19 protein-coding genes and 1 pseudogene are annotated in these 16,751 nt (G+C 46.8%); all 20 read right to left on the bottom strand.

What is annotated here, in order from left to right; all coding sequences use genetic code 11:
* Window positions 1-72: 72 nt before the first annotated feature.
* The 20 genes and pseudogenes from AC9UC2_RS05675 to infA all read right to left on the bottom strand — a co-directional run bounded on the left by AC9UC2_RS05675 (window position 73) and on the right by infA (window position 16,691).
* Window positions 73-1,695, bottom strand: a complete 1,623-nt coding sequence (locus AC9UC2_RS05675; protein WP_509526265.1) for an alpha/beta hydrolase family protein — start codon at window positions 1,693-1,695, stop codon at window positions 73-75.
* The gene (locus tag AC9UC2_RS05670; protein ID WP_509526263.1) at window positions 1,692-2,987 is read right to left on the bottom strand and encodes an ABC transporter substrate-binding protein; all 1,296 of its coding nucleotides are present in this window, start codon (window positions 2,985-2,987) and stop codon (window positions 1,692-1,694) included. The genes AC9UC2_RS05675 and AC9UC2_RS05670 overlap by 4 nt, the downstream gene beginning before the upstream one ends.
* A gap of 69 nt (window positions 2,988-3,056) precedes the next feature.
* Window positions 3,057-4,025, bottom strand: coding sequence for a branched-chain amino acid ABC transporter permease (locus AC9UC2_RS05665; protein ID WP_509526260.1), 969 nt, complete (start codon window positions 4,023-4,025; stop codon window positions 3,057-3,059).
* Complete coding sequence (locus tag AC9UC2_RS05660) at window positions 4,018-4,914, bottom strand: branched-chain amino acid ABC transporter permease (RefSeq protein WP_509526257.1); 897 nt, start codon at window positions 4,912-4,914, stop codon at window positions 4,018-4,020. The genes AC9UC2_RS05665 and AC9UC2_RS05660 overlap by 8 nt, the downstream gene beginning before the upstream one ends.
* Window positions 4,914-5,624: an ABC transporter ATP-binding protein gene (locus AC9UC2_RS05655; RefSeq protein ID WP_509526255.1), complete on the bottom strand. Its 711-nt coding sequence runs from the start codon at window positions 5,622-5,624 to the stop codon at window positions 4,914-4,916. The genes AC9UC2_RS05660 and AC9UC2_RS05655 overlap by 1 nt, the downstream gene beginning before the upstream one ends.
* Entirely contained in the window at window positions 5,614-6,390 is a 777-nt protein-coding gene (locus AC9UC2_RS05650; protein ID WP_509526252.1) for an ABC transporter ATP-binding protein, read from the bottom strand. Before AC9UC2_RS05650 ends, AC9UC2_RS05655 begins: the two co-directional genes overlap by 11 nt.
* Window positions 6,380-7,489 carry an alanine racemase gene (gene alr / locus AC9UC2_RS05645; protein WP_509526250.1) on the bottom strand — a complete coding sequence of 370 codons (1,110 nt, stop codon included), beginning with the start codon at window positions 7,487-7,489 and terminating at the stop codon, window positions 6,380-6,382. Before alr ends, AC9UC2_RS05650 begins: the two co-directional genes overlap by 11 nt.
* A 9-nt stretch (window positions 7,490-7,498) precedes the next feature.
* The gene (locus tag AC9UC2_RS05640; RefSeq protein ID WP_509526248.1) at window positions 7,499-8,167 is read right to left on the bottom strand and encodes a phosphatase PAP2 family protein; all 669 of its coding nucleotides are present in this window, start codon (window positions 8,165-8,167) and stop codon (window positions 7,499-7,501) included.
* Window positions 8,167-10,005 (bottom strand): glutamine--fructose-6-phosphate transaminase (isomerizing), encoded by a 1,839-nt coding sequence (gene glmS, locus AC9UC2_RS05635; RefSeq protein ID WP_509526245.1) that lies wholly within the window; start codon window positions 10,003-10,005, stop codon window positions 8,167-8,169. Before glmS ends, AC9UC2_RS05640 begins: the two co-directional genes overlap by 1 nt.
* Window positions 10,006-10,026: 21 nt before the next feature.
* Window positions 10,027-11,370, bottom strand: coding sequence for a phosphoglucosamine mutase (glmM, locus tag AC9UC2_RS05630; protein WP_509526242.1), 1,344 nt, complete (start codon window positions 11,368-11,370; stop codon window positions 10,027-10,029).
* A gap of 24 nt (window positions 11,371-11,394) precedes the next feature.
* A complete protein-coding gene (rpsI, locus tag AC9UC2_RS05625; RefSeq protein ID WP_445821073.1) occupies window positions 11,395-11,877 on the bottom strand; it encodes a 30S ribosomal protein S9 in 483 nt (160 codons plus the stop codon).
* Between the two features lie 11 nt (window positions 11,878-11,888).
* Window positions 11,889-12,341: a 50S ribosomal protein L13 gene (gene rplM / locus AC9UC2_RS05620; protein WP_509526239.1), complete on the bottom strand. Its 453-nt coding sequence runs from the start codon at window positions 12,339-12,341 to the stop codon at window positions 11,889-11,891.
* A 97-nt stretch (window positions 12,342-12,438) separates the two neighbouring features.
* Entirely contained in the window at window positions 12,439-13,221 is a 783-nt protein-coding gene (gene truA / locus AC9UC2_RS05615; protein ID WP_509526237.1) for a tRNA pseudouridine(38-40) synthase TruA, read from the bottom strand.
* A gap of 38 nt (window positions 13,222-13,259) precedes the next feature.
* Window positions 13,260-13,613 (bottom strand): annotated as a pseudogene (gene rplQ, locus AC9UC2_RS05610) (50S ribosomal protein L17); the annotation flags it as partial.
* A gap of 11 nt (window positions 13,614-13,624) precedes the next feature.
* Complete coding sequence (locus tag AC9UC2_RS05605) at window positions 13,625-14,638, bottom strand: DNA-directed RNA polymerase subunit alpha (RefSeq protein ID WP_509526235.1); 1,014 nt, start codon at window positions 14,636-14,638, stop codon at window positions 13,625-13,627.
* A gap of 124 nt (window positions 14,639-14,762) precedes the next feature.
* Complete coding sequence (gene rpsD / locus AC9UC2_RS05600; protein WP_506626695.1) at window positions 14,763-15,389, bottom strand: 30S ribosomal protein S4; 627 nt, start codon at window positions 15,387-15,389, stop codon at window positions 14,763-14,765.
* A gap of 16 nt (window positions 15,390-15,405) precedes the next feature.
* Window positions 15,406-15,825: a 30S ribosomal protein S11 gene (gene rpsK / locus AC9UC2_RS05595; RefSeq protein ID WP_509526232.1), complete on the bottom strand. Its 420-nt coding sequence runs from the start codon at window positions 15,823-15,825 to the stop codon at window positions 15,406-15,408.
* Entirely contained in the window at window positions 15,825-16,202 is a 378-nt protein-coding gene (rpsM, locus tag AC9UC2_RS05590; RefSeq protein ID WP_509526230.1) for a 30S ribosomal protein S13, read from the bottom strand. Before rpsM ends, rpsK begins: the two co-directional genes overlap by 1 nt.
* Window positions 16,203-16,338: 136 nt before the next feature.
* Window positions 16,339-16,452 (bottom strand): 50S ribosomal protein L36, encoded by a 114-nt coding sequence (gene rpmJ, locus AC9UC2_RS05585; RefSeq protein WP_017955275.1) that lies wholly within the window; start codon window positions 16,450-16,452, stop codon window positions 16,339-16,341.
* Window positions 16,453-16,469: 17 nt separating this feature from the next.
* A complete protein-coding gene (infA, locus tag AC9UC2_RS05580) occupies window positions 16,470-16,691 on the bottom strand; it encodes a translation initiation factor IF-1 (RefSeq protein WP_445821684.1) in 222 nt (73 codons plus the stop codon).
* Window positions 16,692-16,751 lie beyond the last annotated feature (60 nt).

Below are 16,751 nucleotides of genomic sequence, written 5' to 3'. Positions count from 1 at the left end.
TAGAGTAAAGGAAAGCGGGGCCAGATAAATCTGGCCCCGCTTTTTACTTACACCCTATATAGAGCTGATTACTTAGTTATCTCCGTAGTATTTCAACTGCGGAGCGCTGTAACCACGATCGTAAGTCATATTTCCTGCCTTACGAAGCTTAGTAAGCAATGGACCTCCTGAAAGATGCTGCCCATTAGCTGAGGCATGTGCAAGTAGATCTGCAATTGCCATGTACTGAGATGTGGTGAAGTTACAGTGATTAGTACCAGTTGCAGCAGGAACAGATGTATCTGGCGCTCCCGCAGCTGTGTACTTGGTGTACTTCTCAGGTGGGAGGTTCCAAATAGCTAGCACATTGTTAACAGGACGCTTGCGATCTCCTGCCTTTCTTGCAGCTACCCACTTCTCTGCCCAATAAGTTGCATACTTATCAATCACTGACTGCTGGTTACCAGCAGTAGTGATTGGATCTGCAACACCGGTAAAGAGGATGGTTGGGATTTCAACCTTTCCTGAATGCGAAGCAAGTGTCTTCAACTTAGCTACTGCAGCAGGACTTGCCTTAGCGCGAGGTGATGCAGCAAGAACACTGAGAAGTCCCGCTGTTCCTGATGTACCTGAAAGCGCTGATGCCCATGAATACTGATCCTCAGCAACTCTTGCTGAATAGTCAGTGTTGGTGTTATCAAACACTGCGCCGCCAGCTTGTAGTTCCAAGTCATGCGTTGCAAGAACTGCAAGTGCTGCAGCGTTTGCTACGTTCTGAAGAGCGGCAAATGCTGGGTTAATCGCAAGCTGGAAGGAAAGAGCGCTCGCAGCTGGCAAACCAGCAGGTGCTGATGTTGAATCGAAGTTCGCTGATTGCATCGGAATTCCAGACATCAACGCTACTAATACAAGTGCGCTACGTGAAGGAATTGCCTTGATTGCATCTGGAACCTTTGAAGTCGCTGGCCAAGCTGGAGTGCTTGGGTTTGCAGCAAAAGCTGCTTGCAGTGATCCGATAGCTGTGAAGACCTTAACTAGGTCTCCCATCGCTTCGGCGTAACCCGCAGTTCCAGCTGAGTAGTTACCACCCTTGATTGTTGGATCAAAGAAGGTTTTGATACCCCAGAGCGCATCTCCTGCCATTGTCATAAGCGGAGTGATATCGCTAGCCATACACAGCGGTGCTGCAGCACTGAAGAGATCAGAATGCTTCTCTGCAAGAGCTTGAGTAATGAATCCACCTAGAGATTCGCCCCATGCAACAACTTTTGTGGTCTTGGTGAACTGCTTCTTGAATAGACCTACAAGTTCAACGTTGGTCTTGATTGCTGAATCTGCATTCCAACCTTGGCGTGCAAAACCAGAACCAACAACACCATATCCCTTTGCCAAAAGCGCGCCAATTACTGTTGCGTTTGGGCCAGGCTGCGGTGTATTAGTGACTGTGTATCCACCGTATCCAGGAATTCCAGCAGGAACTGGAACATTTGGACGGTATCCATGTGAATACAGATAAACAGTTCCATTGAAGTTTGCAGGAACCATCATTGCGTACGGCGCACCATCAGATGTTGCACCTCCGCATGTCTGAACTGGGATCTTGCCATCGCAAACAGGGTTTGCGCTGGCAACCGTAGGTGCTGCAACAAGCAGTGATGCAGCAAGTGCTGCTCCTGCTACGAGCGTTAAGGAACGCTTGAATTTAAAGTTTCTCATGAGTTACTTGGTAATCCTTTCGCTGGCATTGCCGGACGTTTGAAAGTGGATACCGTAACTGGACCAGTGCCACTGTTAGTGGTGTAGAGCGTTACTTTTCCACCAAATGGCTTTCTATCTCCATTGGCATCCATCACTGCCATGTAGTAACCGGTGTGACCAACGTTGCTGGTCTTTGAAAAACCAAGAGGAGAATAGGCAACGGATGCAAAGGTTGAACCCTTGGTTTCCATAGCTCTAATCAATCCCTTACGAGTTGGTCGTGGTCCTGCGGCACGCAAAGCTTGAACAGTCATAAGACCAATGTTCATACCTTGCAATACATAGTCATCAAAGGCAGTACCTGTGTTGTACTTGGTGTTGATCTCTTGGAATTGCTTCACGTACTCATCGCTAGTGTCATTTGGTGATGGGTTACCAGCTGGAGTCTGTGCGCCATTAAGAACTGCTAGTGGAACACCGAGAGCTCGAAGAGTTAATGGGTCTGCACCAACTGATCCAAGGATCCACTGTGGTGCGTACTTAGCTGCTGCAGCTACTGCAAGCAGCGGAGCTGTTGCTGAAGTTACACCAAAGAAGACAACGACTTGAGCTCCACCTGCTGCAAGCTGGGAAACCCAGGTCTGTGCAGTAGCAGCGCTCTGAGTGCCTGATGTGTAAGCAACAGTTACATCAAATTTAGTTCCGGCTGCCCTGAAGGCACCCATTCCATCAATTCCAAACTCATCGTTCTGATAAACAATGCCGATTTTCTTTCCGGCATGATTCTCTTTCAGGAATTGTGCGATGATCTTTGCTTCCATTGCATATGAAGGAAGAACCATGAATGAGGTCGGATAAGTTTTCTTATTTGCAAATCCACTAAATCCAGTGTTGAGGAAAAGACTTGGGATTCCGCGTCGTGCAATACCGACTGACTTGTGTACTGATGTGAAGTTTGCAGTTCCAAGTGGGCCAACTAATGCAAAAACTTTATCCTTCAAAATCAATTCGTTTGTCTTAGCAATCGACAGTTGTGGTGAGTACTCATCATTTTTTTGGATGAGAGTGACTTTTCGACCATAGACCCCGCCATTGTCATTGACATACTTGAAGTAGGCGTTCATCGCATTGCCGATCTTGTTATAGCCAGGCGATGCTGCTCCAGTAAGCGGAAGAGTTATACCGAGTTTTATCTCGCTGCTGGTGACTCCGGTCTCTGCGTATGCTGGAAGCGATGTTGCAAATAAGCTTCCAACTGCGAGAACTGTGGCTGCAAGCCAGGTCCCCTTTCTGCGGGTCTTTCTGATCATTGTTTTCCTTCCATCGAGGGTGGTTGAACTTCTCGTAATCTACTAGTTACTTACTAGTAATTTAAGCGCTCATGTCTTCTTTTTATGGTGGTGTCCACGCAACTTCTCGCCCGGCCCATTTGGTGTAAAAATTACTGAGAGGATCAGCAAAACACTGACAATCAGGCTTGGGAGATAATTGTTCAGGTTCTCACCACCTCCAAATCTGTTGGCCACAACATCTGCGACCTCGGGAATGAGAACTAAAATCAGGGCGCCGAAGACCACCCCCGGCAAGCTCGAGACCCCAGCGAGTACGGCCCCTGTAACCAAAGCAAAGGAAAGAGTCAGTGTGTATGCCCCAGGTGCAACCAGGCTTATGGTCATGGCCAGCACCGCGCCGGCTAGTCCAGCAAGGGCTGAACTGATGGTGAAGGCAAGGATCTTCATCCGCGATGAATTGATTCCCGAAAGCTCGGCGGCCAATGGGCTGCTACGGATCGCACGCCAGGTTCGCCCGTAACGTGATTGAAGGATATTCGAGGTAATAAACAAAGCAAGCAGTGCAATAAAGCTTGCGATCCAAAAGAACCATTTATATTGCGAGAACTCTGGGCCAAATCTTTCCGGAGGAAAACCAACATCAAAGAGAAGTCCAGGAACTCCGCCAAGAAAATCAAATTGATTAGCAATTTCTGGAAGACCCACCGCCAAAGCCAAGGTTGTTCCCGCCAGATATGGTCCGGATAATCGGGCAGCTGCCGTTCCTAGGAAAGCACCAAAGAGAGCTGAGGCAACTATTGCCATTACAAATGCAAACCAAACGGGACTTCCTAGATTGTTGAGGGACAGGGCCGCGGCATAACCACCGACGGCCATCATCGCTCCATTACCAAGTGATACTTGGCCAGAATAACCAGTGAGCAAAACTATTGATGCAAGCGCAATCGTGTACATCGCGATCTGTGCGCCTTGATAAACACGAAGTTCATCTACGCGATCACCAACTAAAACCAAGACCCAACCAATGAAGATAAACAAAGCAATTTTTTTACGCACGGCGGGCCCTGCCCTTCGCCATTATTCCATCTGGCTTAACAAGAAGCACCACAATCAGAACTACAAATCCACCGATAAACACCAATGATGTTCCGACGTAGTTCAAAATAAAGGTAAGAGCAATTCCTAGAAGTAATGCACCAACGACAGACCCGACCATACTTTCAAGTCCACCAATGACCGCTGCAATAAATCCAAAGACGAGCAATAGATCTAGTGAATAAGGTGAGAGGAAGTTGTTAGATGTAACTAACATTCCAGCGACGCCACCAACCCCACCAGAAATCGCCCAACCTATAGTCCTGATTCGAGCCGTCTTGATACCCGCTAACTGCGCAATCTCGGGCGCATAAGCAGAGGCACGTAGCGATAATCCCAAATTTGTGCGTTGAAATACTATGGCCAAGGTAATAAGAATTGAGAAAACGGTGCCAATAACCAGCAGATTTAAGGCTGAGAATGGAATCGTCGTATCACCAATTGTGAAACCGTCTGTGGATGCTGGCGCTTTGATTGATTTGAATTCTCCGCCCCAGATCAATCCCACAATGCCTCTGATTATTCCGAGTAAGCCCAAGGTTGCAATTACCGGTGCAACCACGGCGGCAGCTCCTGAAACGGCATGTTTAAATAAAACTCGCATGAAGAAAAAATCCACTGCTGCTCCAAGTAAAGCTCCGGCAGCAATGGCACCGGCCAAGCCAAGCCAGAATATTTCAGTTCGGCTAGCAATCTCAAAACCAATATAGGTGGAAAGCATTGCTTGACCAGCTTGGGCAAAATTGACTACACGAGTTGATCTCCACACCAGCACCAAAGCAATCGACATCAGGGCATAAATAGATCCGGTTGATATGCCAATAAGAACGGTCTCTAATAGTTTGCTCATTAGTACCCCAAATATGCCGCGCGCACGGCAGGATCATCGATGAGCGCTTGGGCATGATTCATTGCAACAACTCTTCCAAGATTGAGAACAATTCCAAGATCGGCAATCTTTAGTGCTCCCATTGCATTTTGTTCTACCAATAGAACTGTTAAGTTCATTGAAGTTGTTAAGTCGCGAATTGTTTGGAAAATCTGTTCAATAACCAGTGGTGCAAGACCAAGGGATGGTTCATCCAAAAGAAGTAGTTGTGGTTTAGACATAATCGCTCTGCCAATAGCCAACATCTGTCGCTCGCCGCCAGATAAAGTATCGGCACGTTGTTGTAAGCGCTCACCTAATCGTGGAAATATTGAAACAACTTGATCGATAGATTCTTTTGATTCTTTGGCATTACGGCGCCAAATAGCACCTAACTCTAAGTTCTCGCGCACTGTTAACTCTGGGATAACTGATTTACCTTCGGATACATGTGAAATGCCCCGGCGAACTAATGTTTCGGGTTTCATTCCAACAATCTTCTCGCCCTTCCACATCACTGAGCCATGTGTTGGTTGATTGAGCCCAGAAAGAGCGCGCAGTAAAGTGGTTTTGCCCGCTCCATTGGCCCCAATAATGGCTGCAAGCTTGCCGGTTGGTACCGCTATCGAAACTTGGTTGACCGCACAAATGGCCCCATGATGCACAGTTAAATTTGAAACATTAAGCGACATTGTTGCTTCCTGTTCCAAGATAAGCAGCCATCACTGCTGGATCACGTCGCACTTTCTCAGCATCTCCACTTGCAATCACTTCACCAAAGTTAAGAACATAGAGCCTGCTACAAACTGACATAACAACATCCATGTGGTGTTCAATGAGAAGCACAGACATGTCAACACTAAGATTCTTGATTAGCGAATTCATCCACTCAATATCTTGGCTTCCCAAACCTCCGGCAGGTTCATCCAACATTAAAATCTTTGGCTCACTCACTAGGGCACGTGCAATAGCAACACGCTTGGTGTCGGGGTATGACAACGTGTCTGCACGGCGATGTGCGATACCACCTGCATAAACACGTTCTAATGCAACTCGTGCTTTGTCGCGAATTTGATTCTCATCTTTTCTGTTGCGACCAAGAGCTGCTGAAAGAAATCCAGTCGTTGCTAAATGTTGCGCACCAATCATGACATTTTCTAAAACAGTTAAGTCTCCGAAGAGCCCCACACCTTGCAATGTTCGCGCGATACCTAGATCAACTAATTCATATGGCTTTGGGAAATCATGTTTTTTTCCATTGAGATGGAGTTCGCCTGAATCTGGATTTACCAAGCCGCAGAGTGCATTAAACAAAGTTGTCTTGCCCGCACCGTTAGGGCCAATCAATCCAACAACTTCATTCTTTGCAACTTCTAAATACACATCATTGAGTGCCCGAAGACCGCCGAAGGAGACGTTTACTCGTTCGACTTGCAGCGCTGAATTATTAGTAGACATGAGGTGCGTAGATTCTAGGCACACGGGGCCCGATTCGTGTAATTATTTCATAATTAATTGATAACGATGCAGCTCCCCAGTCATCTGCTGTGTACTCACCGGTAGAACCATCGCCAAAAATAATCACCCAATCACCCGTAGCAGCCTTGGATTGAGCCCCCAGATCCACCACAAATTGATCCATAGAAACTCGGCCAATTATTGGTGCGCGTTTCCCATCTACAAATACACCAGCACCTTGTGCGACTCGTGGAATCCCATCTGCATATCCCATTGCAACAACTCCCAGTTTTGTCTCAGCAGTTGTATGGGCCGTAGCGCCATATCCAACGGGTGAATTAGCCGGAACTGTCTTTACTAAATGCAGTTTTGCGCGTACCTGCATCGCGGGTTTTAATCCAAGCGATGCACTATCACCCAGAGTTTTCACATCTGGTGACATTCCATACATCGCAATTCCGACTCTGACCATATCAAACCGGGACTCTTTATCTTTAAGTGTTGCTGCAGAATTAGAAAGGTGACGAACAATATTGGTGTAACCAAATGATTCAACAGTCGCAACCATTTCCTTGAATCGATTGCGTTGCAAAACATTTTGTTCTTCATCTGGTTCATCGGCTCGGGCAAAATGAGAGAAAATTCCAACGATGTCGATGTTGGCAACATGGTGAGCATCCAATTTGCCCCACTCATTGAGAAATCCTCCGCGAGTCATTCCGGTATCAACTTCTAAGTGGACACGTGGACGATTGTCGGATTTCACCGCACCGATTTGTCCAAGGGCGATAATTGATGATGCAGCTAATTCGATCTGATTATCGACAGCTAATTTAAAGTCAGATCTGGGTGGAACTAGCCAGGCAAGAATTGGTGCCGTAATGCCCGCCTTGCGTAGGGTTATTGCTTCTTCCAATAGCGCTACACCCAACATTGATGCGCCTGCATCCAGGGCAGCTTGAGCAACCGGGAGTAATCCATGTCCGTATGCATCTGCCTTAACGACAGCCATTACAGGAGCACCTGAAACTTCTTTCAGATGCTTGATGTTCGCCTTAATGCGATCAAGATCAATACGCGCTTCAGCTCGCTCGAACATTTCCGAAGTCTAGTGCAACTGGCTTTTCGAAGGAACATACCTATCAATAGCAATAACCGCGACTAACAAAGCACTTCCAACAAATAAGCCACCCAAAAGATCGCTAAACCAATGGGTATGGCGGATCAGGGACACAACGCAAACTGTAAGACTGATTAGAACCACACCTGCGCTAGCAAGGCGTCCTTGGTAGCGATCTACCTTTGCATATCGGTAAATCAAGTACGCCAGAATTCCCCACGACAAAACCGCATTAGATGCATGCCCGCTTGGATATGACATTCCACCTGCATGCAAAAGATCAAAACCATCACGAGGTTTTGTGCGACCCAAAACAATTTTGAATGATCCAACAACAAGATTGAGAGAAAGTAATGAAATCATCGCTAAATTAAGTGGACGCCACGTTTTGAATTTATATGCGATAAATGATGCGGCAATCAGCAATATTGTTGCGGTTAAACTCCGCAGTCCTAAATCATCTAAACGTCTGAGAATGAATCCTGCTAGACCTTCAAATTGAGGTTTAGATTGACTATTGATCTCTTTGTCATAAGCAACTAATGGACCATTTGTCAGAACTTGTTGGGTAACTATCAAAAACCCCACAAAAAGAAGTAAGGACCAGCGAAGGGCTCGGTCCATTTGCCTCTTGCGTGTTTGTGCTAATTTTTCCATTATTCAACCGTTACAGATTTAGCCAAGTTTCTTGGTTGGTCAACATCATTACCGCGAACAACCGCCATTTCATAAGCAAATACCTGCAGCGGAACTGTTGCTAAAACTGGCTGGAACAAAGCAGGAGCAATTGGAATTCGAATCACGTGCTCTGCGCCATCAACACGTGCCCCTTCTTCTGCAATAACAATTACACGAGCACCGCGCGCTTTGACTTCTTGAATATTGCTGAGCATCTTTTCATCCAAAGCATGTTCGTGGCCCGCTGGAAGAATCGCAATCACAGGCGTTCCTTGATCAATTAGTGCGATTGGACCGTGCTTTAATTCGCCGCCAGCAAAACCTTCGGCGTGGATGTAGGCAAGTTCTTTGAGCTTTAATGCACCTTCTAGTGCCACGGGATAACCAATATTTCTACCTAGGAACAAAACGGTGTTATTCGTTGCAAATGTTCGAGTTAGCTCGCGCAGCGGTTCTACCGTTTCTAGGATCTGCTCAATCTTTCCTGGAAGTTCTAAGAGCTCCTTGTATAGATCTCGAACTTCTGAATCCTTTAAGGATCCATTTACCTGACCTAGATGTAAACCAATCAGATACACCGCGATGATCTGAGTTAACAAAGCCTTCGTTGATGCCACTGCAATTTCGGGGCCTGCATGTGTGTAAAGGACTGCATCTGATTCGCGAGGAATCGTTGAACTATTTGTATTACAGATTGCTAAAACTCTTCCACCGGCTGCCTTTGCATGACGTACCGCCATCAAGGTGTCCATGGTTTCACCAGATTGGGATATCGCAATGATTAAGGTACTTGGATCAATGATTGGATCGCGATATCTAAATTCGCTAGCAATCTCTACATCAACTGGAATCTTTGCCCATTTTTCAATTGCATACTTCGCGACCAAGCCTGCGTGATAGGCGGTTCCACACGCAATTACAGTAATTTTCTTTAGTGAACGAATTTCGTCGGCACTCATATGAAGTTCATCTAGCAGAATTTGATTGTTATCGCTTAAGCGGCCAATCAAGGTATCTGCAACAGCCTTTGGTTGTTCAAAGATTTCTTTCAACATGAAATGGGCAAAACCACCCTTTTGTGCAGCACTTGCATCCCATGAAATTTCGTAATGCTTTGGTTTTACTGGATTGCCATCAAGGTCGGTGATTTCAACCGATGTCGGAGTCATTGTGACAACTTCATCTTGGCCAAGTTCAATTGCTTTCTTTGTGAACTCAATAAAGGCTGCAACATCAGATGCCATGAAGTTTTCACCATCACCCAAACCAACAACAAGTGGTGAATTACGTCGAACTCCAACGATTACATCGGGAGCATCGGCGTGAATAGCCAGCAAGGTAAATGATCCACGTAGTGCTTTGACGGCATCTCGCATTGCTGCGGTTAAATCTCCATTGTGCGATTTACGCAAGTCGCTAAGCAAGTGCGCCACTGATTCTGTATCTGTCTCAGATGAAAACTTATGCCCTTTAGCTTCTAACTGTGTGCGAAGCTCAGTGTAATTTTCAATTATTCCATTATGAATAACGGCAAGCTTTCCTTCATTATCAACATGAGGATGTGCGTTGCCATCTGTTGGCCCACCATGAGTGGCCCAACGTGTATGACCAATTCCTGAATGAACATCAGGAAGAGAGGCATCAAGTGAATTTTCTAAGTTAGAAAGTTTGCCAGCCTTCTTTTCAATGAATAACTTGCCTGGTGTGCCAAGCGCGATTCCTGCAGAGTCGTATCCGCGATATTCAAGGCGGCGCAGACCTTCGATTAATGGATGTGAGGCAGATTGGGGTCCTGTGTAACCCACAATTCCGCACATATTTAACTACTCCTAGTTCGTTTATACAGACAACTGAGCGTGAACTACATCTGCAAGGTGCTGAGCAACTTCTTGCGCAAGGCTATCACTGGCAGCTTCAACCATGACTCTTACCAGCGGTTCAGTTCCAGATGCGCGCAATAAAACTCGCCCTGAATCCCCCAGTTGTTGCTCGGCTGCTTTCACAGCTAATTCAATAATAGTATTTCCAGGCAGCTTATCCTTTGCCACATTTTTCACATTGATAAGAACTTGTGGGAAGCGAACCATGGTTGATGCTAATTCTTGGAGAGTTTTTCCAGTGAGAACAACTTCTTGCATCAGTTGAAGCGCGGTTAACAAACCATCGCCGGTATTAGCTAATTGGCGCATAATGACATGGCCAGATTGTTCCCCGCCAAGTGAATAATCATTTGCAATCATGTTTTCAAGCACATAACGATCGCCAACCGGAGTTGTAACAACGTTGATTCCAGAATCTTTCATGGCATGCATGAAGCCAAGATTGCTCATAACGGTGCCCACAACCGTGTCGGCTTTCAAAACTCCGCGAGCTTTAAAGCCGCGAGCCAAAATTGTAAGAATATGATCGCCATCGATTTCATTACCCAAGGCATCAATTGCTAAACAACGATCCGCATCGCCATCATGAGCGATACCAAGATCAGCACCTTCTTTAAGCACGGCAGATCGAAGTTGATGCAAATGTGTTGAACCACAGTCATCATTGATATTCCAACCATCAGGTTGATTAAAGATTGCAACTACTTCTGCTCCTGCTCGGCGATATACCTCTGGTGCAACATAAGATGATGCTCCATTGGCGCAATCGACGACAATCTTTAGACCTTTTAGTGGTGTTTCAACAGAAGATAAAAGATGCTTTAAATACTTCTCTGCAACAGCTTCATCTTTAATCACGCGGCCAACATTGCGACCAGTCGGGCGCTCCCAGTCCTCGCCCATGCGAGCTTCAATACGAGCCTCGATTGCATCATCTAGCTTTCCGCCACCACGGGCAAACAATTTGATTCCATTGTCTGGCATTGGGTTATGAGATGCAGAAATCATCACACCTAAATCGCACTTCATTTCTGCTACTAAGTGCGCGATTGCAGGTGTTGGAAGCACGCCTACTCGATACACATTGATTCCAGCACTTGTTAAACCAGCGACAACGGCTGCTTCTAGGAACTCTCCAGAGGCACGTGAATCCTGCCCAACAATTGCAGTTGGTTGGTGATCTTTATTTGACGAGCTTTCTACCAATATATGCGCAGCGGCGACAGAAACATCTAATGCGAGTTCTGCGGTGAGATCACGATTGGCTAAGCCACGGATTCCATCGGTGCCAAAAAGCGCCAATTGAACTCCTTTGGTAAAAGTGAATTAACGCTTTGAGTATTGAGAACGCTTACGAGCCTTCTTAAGGCCGTACTTCTTGCGCTCAATTACACGTGCATCACGTGAAAGGAATCCAGCCTTCTTAAGTGCTGGACGGTTTGCTTCCTCATCAATTTGGTTAAGTGAACGTGCAACACCTAAACGAAGTGCGCCAGCTTGACCTGAAACTCCACCACCGTTGATGCGAGCAAAAACGTCGTACTGGTTTTCAGCACCAACTGTGCGGAATGGTTCTGACACTAGTTGTTGGTGAACCTTGTTTGGGAAATAGTTTTCAAGAGCCTTACCGTTTACAACCCAACGACCTGTTCCTGGAACAAGGCGAACACGTGCAACAGCTTCCTTACGACGACCGGTGCCTGCACCTGGTGCCTTGATTGCTGGACGGTTTGTTGCAGCTGCTGGTGTTGAAGATGAGTATGAAGTAGGAGCTTCTTCGTTGTCGATTAGATCAAAGTTCTCTGACATTTACTTTTCCCTTACTTCACGATTTGTGAAACTTGATTGAATACATATGGCTTTGGTGCTTGAGCAGCATGTGGATGCTCTGGACCTGCGTAAACCTTTAGCTTTGATCCGATCTGACGACCAAGTGAGTTCTTTGGAAGCATTCCCTTGATTGCCTTTTCAACTGCACGTGTTGGGTGCTTCTCAAGAAGCTCGCCGTACACAGTAGAAGTTAAACCGCCTGGGAAACCTGAGTGATGGTGTGACCACTTCTGTGATGCCTTGTTACCTGACAACGCGATCTTTTCTGCGTTAATAACAACGACGAAGTCGCCCATGTCCATGTGTGGAGCAAATGTTGTCTTGTGCTTTCCACGAAGAAGAACGGCAGCATGTGTTGCAAGACGGCCCAAGACCACATCTTGTGCATCGATGATGTGCCAGTTACGGACTGCATCACCAGCTTTTGGACTGTATGTACGCACGCTCTTGCCTACCTTCTTATAGTAATTAGTGACGGCGCTCTTTCAAGCGCAGAGGAGTAAGGGTACCTTCGTCAGGCTCAGGGGTCAAAATGGCCCTTTAAAGCACGCTCGGATAGTCCACTTGGCGAAGGCTCAGCCCACAAGCCGGAAAGACCAAACTATCTGAGATTCGAACCTTGTTAGCCAGGGTCTGCTCGATCCAGTCTGGCCCAAAACGCCCATCTGCCACACAAACAACTGCGCCGACTAAGTTGCGAACCATTGAATAGCAGAATGAATCGGCAACAACATCGCCGATGAGAAAGCCGGCTGAATCTCTGGTCCATTCGAAACGTTGCAGATTTCGAACAGTTGTAGAGCCTTCGCGAAACTTGCAATAGGCGGCAAAATCGTGGCTACCCAGCATTAGCGCACTGGCTTGATTCATGAGATCTACATCTAGCACGCGGTACCACGGGGCCACATCTAGGCGATCGAGCGGTAGGACAGTTTGATTGCCATCCAAAATCTTGTATGTGTAGTGACGGCGTAGCGCTGAAAAGCGAGCATTAAATGGACCGTTGACGACTGCGACTTTTAAAATCCGCACATCGGTATCTAACATGCGGTTTAACTTGTAGCTCAACTCATCTAAATTTAGTGAGTCGGGTACATCGACATGGATGACCTGACCTGTGGCATGTACGCCTGCATCGGTGCGCCCCGCAACAATAGTTTCAATCTTTGATTGCGTTGCTGTTGTTAGCGCCTTTTCGACTTCTTCCTGCACCGTTCTGCGATCTGGTTGTCTTCCCCAGCCAGAAAAGTTTGTTCCATCGTATGCAAGATCGATCCGTAAACGAAGAAACCCACTCTCAGGGTAGAGAGTGGGTTCCGTCATGATAATAATTTCTAAAAAAGAAAGTTTTACTTATCTTTCTCAGTTAGTAGTTCAATTACTGCCATTGGTGCGTTGTCACCCTTGCGAGGACCGACCTTAGTAATACGTGTGTATCCACCTTCGCGTGTTGCAAAACGTGGACCGATTTCAGTGAACAAAGTGTGTACTACGCCCTTGTTTTGAATCTGCGCCATAACCTGACGACGTGCAGGCAGATCACCCTTCTTAGCGAAAGTAATGAGCTTCTCCGCTAATGGACGCAGGCGCTTAGCCTTTGCCTCTGTTGTTGTGATCTTGCCATGCTCGAACAACTGCTCTGCGAGTGTGCGTAGAAGTAGTCGCTCATGTGATGGGCCTGAACCCAGACGAGGACCTTTACTTGGTGTTGGCATTATCGATTCTCCTAGGCCTGCTCTGCATCGACGAAATCATCGTCGACTGATGCGTTGTAGTTCTGATGTTGGGTTGGATCGAAACCAACTGGGCTGTCCTTTAGAGACATTCCCATTGAGACAAGCTTTGCCTTGACCTCATCAATTGATTTTGAACCAAAGTTACGGATATCTAGCAGGTCAGCCTCTGAACGGTTAACTAGCTCTCCAACTGTGTGAATGCCTTCGCGCTTCAAGCAGTTGTATGAACGAACTGTTAGATCTAGATCTTCGATTGGAAGCGCAAGATCTGCAGCAAGTGCTGCATCCATTACAGATGGCCCCATCTCGATACCTTCAGCATCAAGATTAAGTTCACGTGCAAGACCGAATAGCTCAACCAATGTGCGACCAGCTGATGCAACTGCATCGCGTGGCTTCATTGATGGCTTTGTTTCTACATCTACAACAAGGCGATCGAAGTCTGTGCGCTGTTCAACACGAGTTGCTTCTACCTTGTATGTAACCTTCAAAACTGGTGAATAGATTGAGTCAACAGGAATGCGACCGATTTCTGCGCCAGCCTGCTTGTTTTGTACCGCTGTTACGTAGCCACGGCCACGCTCAACTGTAAGTTCAATCTCAAGATTGCCCTTGCCGTTAAGTGTTGCGATGTGAAGTTCAGGGTTGTGAACTTCTACGCCAGCTGGAACCGCAATATCTGCACCAGTAACAACACCGGCACCTGACTTACGGATGTAAACAACTGCTGGCTCATCGTTATCTGATGAAAGCACCAAGTTCTTGATGTTCAAAACGATATCGGTGAGATCTTCCTTGACTCCTTCAAGAGTTGTGAACTCGTGAAGTGCACCTGCAACGCGAATGCTTGTAACTGCTGCACCTGGAATAGATGAAAGCAATGTACGACGCATGCTGTTACCAAGTGTGTAACCAAAGCCTGGCTCTAGCGGTTCAATGATGAACCGTGAGCGATGCTCAGAAACTACTTCTTCGCTGAGAGTTGGACGTTGTGCAATTAGCACTGCTGCTCCTCTTCATTCGGGGAAATCCACTATTTGATTTCCGCTCTTTCCCCTGATCCTTCAATCAGGGGCCCTGCTAGGTACTGCCCGCATGTCCTGTGCTTTCGCACAAGACTTTCAAAAATTACTTGGAATAAAGTTCAACGATTAGCTGCTCTTGAACCTGGGTATCGATGACTGCACGAGCAGGAACTGAGTGAATGATGATTCGCATCTGTGAACCAACAACCTCCATCCATGCTGGAACTGCCTTCTCGCCAAGCTCTGCGCTAGCAACGATGAATGGTGTTAGGTCCAATGACTTTGGAAGAACATCAATGATGTCCATCGCAGAGACACGGAATGAAGGAATGTTTACCTTCTTACCATTTACCAAGAAGTGACCGTGACGAACTAACTGACGTGCCATGTCGCGACTCTTTGCAAAGCCTGCACGGAACACAACATTGTCTAGACGTGTCTCAAGAATGACGAGAAGGTTTTCACCTGTCTTGCCCTGCTTGCGGTTAGCTTCTTCGTAGTAACCACGGAACTGCTTTTCTAGAACACCATAAATACGTGCGCACTTTTGCTTTTCGCGCATCTGCAATAGGTACTCAGATTCCTTTGAACGGCCACGGCCGTGCTGTCCTGGTGGATAAGGACGTGATTCGATTGGACACTTTGGTCCATCGCACTTTGAGCCCTTAAGGAAGAGCTTTACTTTTTCGCGACGGCAACGCTTGCAGTCTGCTCCGGTATAACGAGCCATTTATTCTCTTCCTTCCTTAAACTCGACGTGGTTTCGGTGGGCGGCAGCCATTGTGTGGAGCTGGAGTTACATCTGAGATGGCTCCAACTTCTAGGCCTGCTGCTTGCAATGAACGGATTGCAGTTTCGCGTCCGGAACCAGGTCCCTTTACGAAAACATCTACTTTCTTAAGGCCGTGCTCCTGTGCGCGACGAGCTGCTGCTTCTGCTGCAAGCTGTGCTGCGAATGGAGTCGACTTACGTGAGCCTTTGAAACCGACCTGGCCAGAAGATGACCAAGAGATAACAGCGCCCGTTGGGTCTGTAATTGAGATGATTGTGTTGTTGAAGGTCGACTTAATGAAAGCCTTACCAACAGCAATGTTCTTCTTCTCTTTCTTACGAATCTTTACCTTGCCCTTTGTTGCGGCAGCGGTCTTTGATTTAGGAGCGGCCATTACTTAGTCACCTTCTTCTTACCTGCAATTGCCTTACGAGGTCCCTTACGTGTACGCGCATTTGTATGTGTGCGCTGACCACGTACAGGTAGTCCCTTGCGGTGACGAATACCTTGGTAGCTCTGGATTTCAACCTTGCGACGAATGTCGCCAGAAATTTCACGACGAAGATCACCTTCGATTTTGAAGTTTGCTTCGATGTATTCGCGAAGCTTTGCAAGATCTGCTTCTTGCAGATCCTTAACGCGAATGTCTGGACTAATGCCAGTTTCAGCTAATGTCTTTTGTGAACGGGTAAGACCCATTCCAAAGATGTACGTGAGTGCGATTTCCAAACGCTTTTCGCGTGGAAGATCGACACCAACTAGACGTGCCATGTATCTACCTATCTATATCTGGAGGTCCTCCGCATTACTCCTCATTGTTTTAAATGAGCCCCGGCCTACCAGTCCAGGGGTCTTCTGCAATTTCTTGCCGAAGTCGTAATACGAGTTATTTATTAAGTTGTACTGCTTATCCTTGACGTTGCTTGTGACGCAGGTTTTCGCAAATGACCATGACGCGACCCTTGCGGCGAATGACTTTGCACTTATCGCAAATCTTCTTAACGCTTGGATTAACCTTCATGTCTATTGCTCCCCTTGTTACTTATAACGATAAATAATTCGACCCTTTGTTAGGTCGTACGGACTCATTTCAACGATCACACGATCGGCAGGAAGAATACGAATGTAGTTCTTTCGCATCTTGCCGCTTATGTGAGCGAGGACTTTGTGTCCGTTAGTTAGCTCCACGCGAAACATTGCGTTAGGTAAAGCTTCAGCAACGGTGCCTTCCATTTCGATGGCGCCATCTTTTTTAGCCAAGCTGTACCTACATTTCTGTTTAAGCGTGAAACAAGCGAACTCGTAGTTTAGGGCTCAGGC

Source organism: Candidatus Planktophila sp. (assembly GCF_036734405.1).
GTDB lineage: Bacteria > Actinomycetota > Actinomycetes > Nanopelagicales > Nanopelagicaceae > Planktophila.
This window is presented reverse-complemented; position numbering and strand designations above follow the sequence as displayed.